Source organism: Corynebacterium sp. 11A (genome assembly GCF_008930935.1).
Lineage (GTDB): Bacteria > Actinomycetota > Actinomycetes > Mycobacteriales > Mycobacteriaceae > Corynebacterium > Corynebacterium megadyptis.
In genome coordinates, this window is record NZ_PQMR01000001.1 from 169,158 (window position 1) to 177,598 (window position 8,441).

Here is an 8,441-nt window from a genome sequence, read left to right on the forward strand (position 1 = left end):
GTACCTCATCCGCTGTGCGTTCACCGCACACCAGTTATAGACACAAGGGGTTCGACCATGATCATCACTGGCCTTGCGCTCGGCACACTTCTTGGCGCAGTTCTGCAGCGCGGACGCTTCTGCGTTACCGGTTTCCTGCGAGATATCTACCTCCGGCGCACGTTCCGTCCTTTCGTAGCACTGCTGGTTGTTATCAGCGTGCAAGCCCTCGGAGTGCAGCTTCTCACCAGTATGGGGTTCATCCAGCCCGAATTTGATCCCTTCGCGCCGGTGGCGGTGATCGTGGGCAGCCTGCTATTCGGTATCGGCATTGTTCTCGCCGGCGGCTGCGCCTCCGGTACCTGGTACCGCGCTGGCGAAGGGCTGGTGGGATCATGGATTGCACTCATCGCCTATGCCTTGTCCGCGGCAGCGATGAAAACGGGCGCCCTGCGTGGACTGAACGACTGGGGGCGGAGCCTGCAGACTGAGCATGTTTCCATCGCCGAAGACTTCAACATTGCGACGTGGGTGTTGGCCCTGGGACTCAGCGTCGTCACTGCCGTCCTTGTTTGGCACTACTGCTCGACCACGACGCAGCAGCCGACCCGCGCCGTACGTACTGATACACCGCGATTGACGCGCGTGCTGTCTGCACCCATTCCGCTCTATCGCGCGGCCGTGCTGGTCGGTCTCATCGGAGTGGTGGCGTGGCCTTTATCGGCTGCCGCCGGGCGCAATGATGGTCTGGGAATCACCGGCCCATCCAAAAACGTGATGAATTATCTCGTCACTGGCGATAGCGCCTTCCTCGACTGGGGAGCGCTACTCGTGCTCGGCATTCTTCTCGGCTCGATTATCGCCGCGTCTCTCAGTGGCGAGTTCCGCGTGCGCGTGCCGGATGGTCGCACCGCCGTGGCTTCCTTGGCTGGCGGTGTGCTCATGGGTGTGGGCGCCAGCTGGGCTGGGGGCTGCACCGTGGGCAATGGCATGGTGCAAACCAGCCTGTTCAGCTACCAGGGCTGGGTCGCGCTTCTGTTCACCACCCTCGGGGTATGGCTGGCAGCGAAGTTCTATCTCACTTCCCCCACACAGCAGGCACCAGCCACCAGTGGGGATTCCCTCCCCGCCACCTCTGAGCGTCTCTCCGCTCCGCTTGTCGACGCTGGGCACGGGCAGGTAGCCCTCGCTACCCGTCCCGCACCCCGTTTCACAGCGGTCGATGTGGGGCTTCGTGCCGCAACGTCCACCCGCACTGTCGAATCGATCGGCGAGGGGCACTACGCCCTCGATAGCTGCGGCGACGTGTGCCCCTTCCCGCTGCTCAAACTAAAAAACGCGGTTGCTGAGCTTCATACCGGCGACCAGATCACGATCACCTTCGATTGCACCCAAGCAACTGATGCCATTCCTGCGTGGGCTGCGGAAAACGGCCATAGCGTACTCGACTTCGTGCAACGTCGCGCCGCAGAGTGGGAGATCACCCTGCACGTAGGCGCGCCGAAGGCTTAGTCGGACTCAGGATCCGACATAGTGGGCAGGGCCGGGGTGTGCGGGTGGGCGAAAAAGAGATCCTGATCCGCCCACAACCCGGCGGTCTGGCCTTGGGCCTGCGCTTGGGCGACGAAGGTCAGCGGCTGCGGCATCGTGCGCGCAAGCGCAGTATCGCCCGCAGCGAAGACAAGAGGATTGCTGGTGCGCTGCTGGGCGTCGACGAGAATGTAGGGGCCCTGGGTTTCCAACTCGAGATCGGCGCTGAGATCCAGGCTGGCGCTGGTGGGGGCCTGGAAGAAGACGTGATCGAGATGATGCTCCTCCTGCGCAAGCTCGTCTGAGGAAGAGTCGAGAGCGTCCGTGTGCAGCACACAACCGCCGGTGTCGCCGGCCTGAAGGCGCTGTGCCCGGGCATGAAGCACCCGCACTCCCAGCGCCTCGAGAGCAGTGCGATGCTCCGCGGGTGGGAGCTCCTCGGTGATGAGGGTGACGCGATCGCTGAGACGTTGACGCAGATAGAGCGCTTGGTAGGAGGCGAGAAGCCCAGCCATGGGGGCATCCGGCTGCTGAATGTGCACCACTGCGATGGCGGAATCCTTGGCCTCGTAGCCGTGGCAGTAGGGGCAATGCAACACCTCGGTGCCCCACAGCTCGGCGGCGCCGGGCAGCAGATTGGGGTGGTCATGCTGGCCGGTGCCAAGGATGAGGCGCTGGGCGGTGATCGCGCGGCCATTGCTGAGGGTGACTTCCACGGCATCGACTTCCTCGCCGGAATCGTCGAGCGCGCGAAGGGTGCGGGCGGAACGCACGTGGCCTTGCAGGGCAATCACAGTGTCGAGGGCAGCGACCGCCGCGCGCGCCTGTGCGGTGTAGTCGGTGGGAGCGATCCCGTTGTTCGCGGCGAGCATATTAATGGCAGGGGAGGGGGCGTTGCGGTAATCGCCGGAATCGATGTGGATGGTGAGCCGTTGTTGCCGGCCGAGCAGCAGCGCCGCGGTCATGCCCGCAGGCCCTCCTCCCACCACGATCACCTCGGCGTCAATAGCGGGCAACTGGGTGGTGTCTGTCATCGTGTGTACCTCCATAGCGTGAGTGCAGTGTTCATCGTGGGCATGCGAGTCTCGTCCTCGCCTAGGTATGGATGGGGTTTATGCATCGTGATAGTTCGCAAGGATAGCGGCACGCCGGTGCCCGCGGGCCCGACGCGAGAGGCTCTCGCGCCGGGGAGCCTGCTCAGTTCCGCGCTCTGCTCGAGTGGGGCTGTCGGCAGTGACCGTGTGATTGCTCGTTCTGTCGGCAACGAGGCGCCGAGCATCAGGTGCGGTGCTGGATTCGGATGCCGAAGATGAATCGACGATCTTCGCTACGAGCGCATCGACTGTGGGATTGGTAAGTAGATCCACGACCGTGACATTCATGCCCTGTGCCTGCAATCGTTGCTGCGCGGCAACTAAGTCCAGCGAAGTGATGGATTGCTCGAAGAAGGGACGCTGTGGATCAAGATCGTCGAGGCTCGCGGTGTCGCTGAGTGTGGAGTGCACAAGCTCCCGGATTGCCGCAGAGTCGGGATGCCGCTGCGCACTAGTCTCGCTGTGCCTGGACTCTGGTGTGATGTGCGAACGATTCAGCAACGAGAGGAACGTATCGAAGAGACGACCCAAGGTAGCTGCATCGACGACGGTGGAATCAAAATCCCAGTTAATTACGAGATCTCCCTGCTCTTCTGTACGGAACGCCTGGACATCGAGCAACATCCCAGGGGTTTGAGAGATGGCATAGACGGTCTCGCCGAGAGCGGTGAACAGCTGCGAGGCGTCACCAGGGGCGCTGCCCAACGCACTCGATATCGAAACGACAGGCAGAGCTACACCGGCGTTTCTGGCAGCGCGCAATTGGTCATTGCCATGGGCCATGCCGTGTGGCGCATTGATTCTCGCATCCATGCTCTCCCAATACTGCGTATGCAATGCCGCCTTCGCTGCCGCTTCGCCTTGGCTACACGGCACCGTCAGAACTGCGGTATGGGTGAGTTCTCCCGCTGGGCCATCAGGATCCGTGATAGCTGCAGGGTTTGTCGTCAGAATGAGACTGCAGTCCTCCTCGGGAGAAAGAGTCTGGGCGACACACCAGATGATGTACTGGGTCAAAGAGGCAGAGTAGTGCATCGCGTCCTCCTCCAATGTGGAGGCCAGATGTGCCGGTACAACATGGCGTAGCCTGTGCCAACAGTGGCGACTTCCCGCCGGGTGGTGTGGGTCCGTTGGTTCGGAGCCGGCACCGACAGCGGTGAGGGGTAGGGCCGGTGATGGCGCAATGGGGGCTCCCGGTTCCGCCTGCCGAATGGGGGCAGCCGCGGCGGGGAGGGGGACACGATCCCATTCCCGTGTGCACCCAGGCTGAAGATACTCCTGCTCGATGACACGGGTGATGCGTAGGGCAGTGGGCGCATCGAAGAACAAGAGATCCACATCGACAATCACTCGCCACTGTCTGTGACCGGTGTGGATGGCAAGCACCTCGATCAAAGGCGCGTGCCTGGAGTCAAGAACCCGAGTGGCACGCTCCTCGCGAATGCCCGAGAGTCGGTGCTGCTGTTCGTTTTCGGAGAGATCGCTGAGGTCAAGGGTAGCGACGTCGATTCCAGCATCAGGGTCGCGGCGGGCCGTTGCGTTGGCCGTTGCGTACAGCTTAAGGCAGTCGAAGACGTCCACCGTGCGTGTGCACGCCGCCTGGAGCCGTTGCGGGTCTAGCTCCGAACAGTGAAGCTCTGTGTAGTAATGCGCGGCTGTCTTGGCACCATAAAACGGTGTTTGACGGCCGATGAAATAGGCAAGTTGCATCTCGTTAAACGGCACATCACAGTTGTCAGCGTCATGAGCGTCTACACGCGCCGTACTGGGAGGAGTTGTTCTACCGATAGCGTCGAGCGCAGCGTCGTCCACTTCGACCAACTCCGCCATCGTGCTCTGCGGTGCTGGGGCACACGCAGTCCGATCAGATGTCTGCGGGTTTTCCGAGTTCTTGAGACCAAGGAGCTGCTCTAGTTGGTCGACAGCAGAAACACACTCTTCGATGCGTGCTAAGGCATCGGCAATACGGTGCATACGTACCGACAGTGGTTCCGCCGTCTGGCCACGTTGCGCCCCTTCCTCCGCGTGCTCGCTGTTCGACGAAGGCGAGTAAAGGACGCTGCGCTCTGGGGGTGAGTCCACCGTTGATGGGTGTTGTAAGGGGCTGTCGGCCGAATGACGAGGGCGTGGTGCATCCTCTGGAGTCGTCGTATCAGTCTCAGAGGACGTACTCCTGAGAGATTCTATGAGCGCTCCTGTCGTTTCAGCCTTGGTCAACGTCGTGAGTGAGGGGCGCGTTCCGGTGTGCTCCTCAATGAGCAGCGCTAGCTGGACGAGGCCGACGCTGTCGAAACCGAGAGCGAGTAAGGGCAGGTTCTTCCAGTGCTCGTGGTCAGTACGGGCGGAAATGAATGCATGCACTGCATCGTCGAAATCTGGGCTTTCGCTCTGTTCTTCTGTCTCTTCTTCCGTACGGATAGGTCGTGGGGTGTAGTGGGCTGCGCTATCCACCGCGGTCGCCGTGCTGAGGTTGCTCTCTGCGGGGGCAGGCGATTCCTTTTCGCTCTCCGTGGACACCTCTCCCGTGGAGGAGTGCTGAGTTGGCGCCGCATTTTTCTTTCGGGAGGTGCTGAAGGGATCGGGTAGTGCGGAGAAATCAACCTTTCCATTGTCGGTCAACGGCAGGGCGTCTAGTGTGACGATGCGGTGCGGCACCATGTAGTTGGGCAGCGAGTCTTTGAGCTGCTGGTAATAGTCAGAGGCGGCTGAGTTGTCATGTTGCGCAACATAGGCGATCAGCCTTTGCCGATTGTCTGGTCCTCGAACTGCGGTGACGACAGCACCGCGAACATTGGGCATGCGTTGCAGTGCTGCTTCGACGTCGCCAAGTTCGATACGGAAACCATTAATTTTTACTTGGCGATCATTTCGACCTAAGAATTCGATGGTGGAATCACTCCGCCATTTACCGATATCGCCTGTGCGGTAGAAACGTCGTTGCAGCACGGGATGAATGATGAAGCGGTCATTCGTTTTTTCTTCATCCGCTAGGTAGCCGCGGGCCACTCCGTGTCCACCAATGTGTAGCTCTCCGGGTTGGTCCACTCGGCAGGGTAGGCCGTCTTCATCAAGCACCAAGAACTCTTGGCCACGGAGGGCACGGCCATAGGGAATACTCTTCCACGACTCGTGCACCGCTGTGATGGGATAGGTGATGGACCAGATAGCCGCTTCGGTCGCGCCACCAAGGCTATGAATATAGGTAGAGGGGCTGAGAGACCACATACGTGTGGGCAGCGTGATGGGAAGCCAATCACCAGAGAGAAGTACATGCCGCAGGCTGCGAATCGACGGTGGCTGAGGGTTGGTTTCCAGTGCATCGATAACGAGCTCGAAGGTCGCGGGAGCGGAATTCCACACTGTGATTCCGTGCTTCTCGATGAGCGTGGCGAGGTAGGTGGGATCGATGGCCTCGTGGGGATCTGGAAGGATCACGCATCCCCCGACACCGAGCATCCCAAACACGTCGTACACAGACAGATCGAAACTGAGCGACGACACCCCCAACACGCTGTCATCTGCGGTTATGTTGAATCGGTCATTAACGTCATCAATGGTTACGCGGGCGTGACGGTGCTCGATTGCGACACCTTTGGGCTCTCCTGTGGAACCCGAGGTAAAGATGATGTAGGCCAGATCGTCGGGGCTGGTGTGGCTCGGTGCTGGTGCTAAAGAGTGTTCTTCCTTTAGAGCAGTAGCGCAGCTGGTGTCCAGCGTCCCGTCGTAGCGGAGCGCGACCTGACTCAGCGAATAGGTCTCTGCCAGGGCGCGGAGAGCTTCAGATTCATCGGACAGAGTGAGGATCGTCGATGGTGTCGCCCGCTTCACGACTGCCTCGATTCGAGCTGCTGGCCACGCGGGGTCAACGGGCACATAGGCCGCCCCGCTGGCACATACAGCCAGCGCAGAGACCACTTGAGCGGCTGACTTTGGCATAGCGATGATGACACGGTCACCAGCATTGACCTGTGTGCCAAGGGTCGTGCGCAGTGCGGAGACGCGCTCTTCTAGCTCTCTGTGCGTCAGAGTAGTGCTAGTGGTGATGACTGCGGGACGCTCTGGATAGCGCTTGGCGGCTCGCATCCAAGGAGTATGGAGCAGACCGTCGTCCTCGGGGACACCGGCATCTGCTGGGGCATCCATCTCGATGTGGAAAGGCATCCATCCTAGACTCGGTCGATGCCACGCATCGCTCGTGGCGAATTGGGACATTGCTCGGAGAGAAGAATCTGCGAAGCTCGTCCACATGTCCTCTGGCCATTCTCCGTCGCGCACATCCCATACGAGCACGAGGTCATCACCTGCGGTGAATACGAGATGGTCGACCAAAACCTGCGGAGTTTGAGACAATCCGAGCTGCTTGTTCCCAAGCCACTCTTCGGCATCAGTTGTTCCTACGCCGAGAGTGGAGGTGAACACGATGGGATCGGTTGCACTAAAAGGCGAAGCGTGTTCGTGCAGCTTCCGACGCTTGCGCTCGGCGCTGGCAGGGTAGGCGCGGTGATCAACGCACTCCCACAGCCGATCGGTGATTTCTTTAATCGTGTGCTCTGCAGGAACGGTGTAGTTCAACGTAGGAACATCACAGATGGCATTGCTGCTGAAGTCGCCAATGACATCCGATTGTCCCGGAGGACGATCATAGACGGTGAGGTTAATGGAGAAATCCTCATCGTTCACCCGGAATCTATCTAAGAGCACTGCATATACCGTCAAGAGCAATCCCGTGGGGGAGACGTGGTGACGTTCGCACTGCTCCACTATCCGCGCCCAGGTCTTCCCATCAATGCGACGCTGGTATCGAGTAGTGGTGTCTGCGGCGTCCTGTGGAGCGACAGCCAAGGTAGGTGGGGGGCAGAGTTCCTGTTTCTCCCACCATGCCTGGGCATCGTGCGACTCCGGCAAGGGAGAGTGCTGGCGAAATGTATCGTGAGCGCTCATCTCAGAAAACGGCATATACACTGCCTCCTTCCAGCGTGTGAGTAGGGTGGTAAAAGACGCATAGTCGAGAAGAACTGCATCCGTGCTGAGTAAAAGATGCACGCTGTGGTCAGGCAAGAGGATCGCCGTGATCGCGAACATCGGCCAGCGCATCGGGTCGAAGACAAGGTGCGAATGGCTGCGGCGCAGCATCATCAAGCGCTCCTGCGCAGTCTGCTGATCGCTGGCACGTAGGTCGACGCGTTCAATCCGAAAATCGCGGCAGTCGATCACCGCCTCCCGCAGGCAGCCCTCAGCTGTGACCGCGCTACGCAGAGTGATTTCCGAGGCGAGCACTCGACGAAAGGCGACGTCAAGGACGTCAATTGCGAGTTCAGCTGGGGTGGTATCCGGCGCGTCATCTAAGAGATATCGGGCTGCGGGACTGCGGGTGATGGCGTCGATATCGAGAATGTACTCGTTGAACCAATGGGATCCCACCCCACCAAGTTCAAACTCGTGGGAGCGCCCAACCCAATACGCAGTCTGAAGAGCGGTGAGTGGCATCTCTTCGGCAGCGTCCGCGGAGGAAGGAAGGGGTGAGGAATCTTCGGCCTGCACCTGAGCACTGGAGTCTGCTCCCATTTGGGGGTGGTAGCGCCGTGCGAGCTCGCCCAAGGTGAGTGTGCCAAGAAGCTCGCTGAGAGGGATCTGTATCCCTAAGTCCTGGCGCAAGGTTTGTTGGATTTTAAGGGCCTGAAAGGATGTGACTCCGCATTCACGCAGTGTGAGGAGTTCGGGATTGGGCAGTGCACCAACGTTCTCAGTGAGGTTTTCACTGTCGAGGGCAGTGAACAGGGATCTCAGTGCGTAATGGGCAACGTTGCCAATTGGAGAATTCATAGTTAGATTTTTACC

Annotated in this window: 3 protein-coding genes; 1 reads left to right on the forward strand and 2 read right to left on the reverse strand. The window is 60.0% G+C overall.

From position 1 onward, the window contains the following. Positions 1-57: 57 nt before the first annotated feature. Positions 58-1,491 (forward strand): YeeE/YedE thiosulfate transporter family protein, encoded by a 1,434-nt coding sequence (locus tag GBB18_RS00765; protein ID WP_151640423.1) that lies wholly within the window; start codon positions 58-60, stop codon positions 1,489-1,491. Here the strand turns inward: GBB18_RS00765 and GBB18_RS00770 are convergent. Next, on the reverse strand, positions 1,488-2,543 hold the full coding sequence (locus GBB18_RS00770; RefSeq protein ID WP_192795854.1) for an NAD(P)/FAD-dependent oxidoreductase: 1,056 nt from the start codon (positions 2,541-2,543) through the stop codon (positions 1,488-1,490). The genes GBB18_RS00765 and GBB18_RS00770 overlap by 4 nt on opposite strands. Before the next feature lie 78 nt (positions 2,544-2,621). After that, positions 2,622-8,426 (reverse strand): non-ribosomal peptide synthetase, encoded by a 5,805-nt coding sequence (locus GBB18_RS00775; RefSeq protein ID WP_151640425.1) that lies wholly within the window; start codon positions 8,424-8,426, stop codon positions 2,622-2,624. Between the last annotated feature and the right edge of the window lie 15 nt (positions 8,427-8,441).

Excerpts from the sequence above, each read along its gene's own strand:
- GBB18_RS00765 (WP_151640423.1), top strand. The coding sequence starts at position 58 with ATGATCATCACTGGCCTTGCGCTCGGCACACTTCTTGGCGCAGTTCTG.
- GBB18_RS00770 (WP_192795854.1), bottom strand. The coding sequence starts at position 2,543 with ATGACAGACACCACCCAGTTGCCCGCTATTGACGCCGAGGTGATCGTG.
- GBB18_RS00775 (WP_151640425.1), bottom strand. The coding sequence starts at position 8,426 with ATGAATTCTCCAATTGGCAACGTTGCCCATTACGCACTGAGATCCCTG.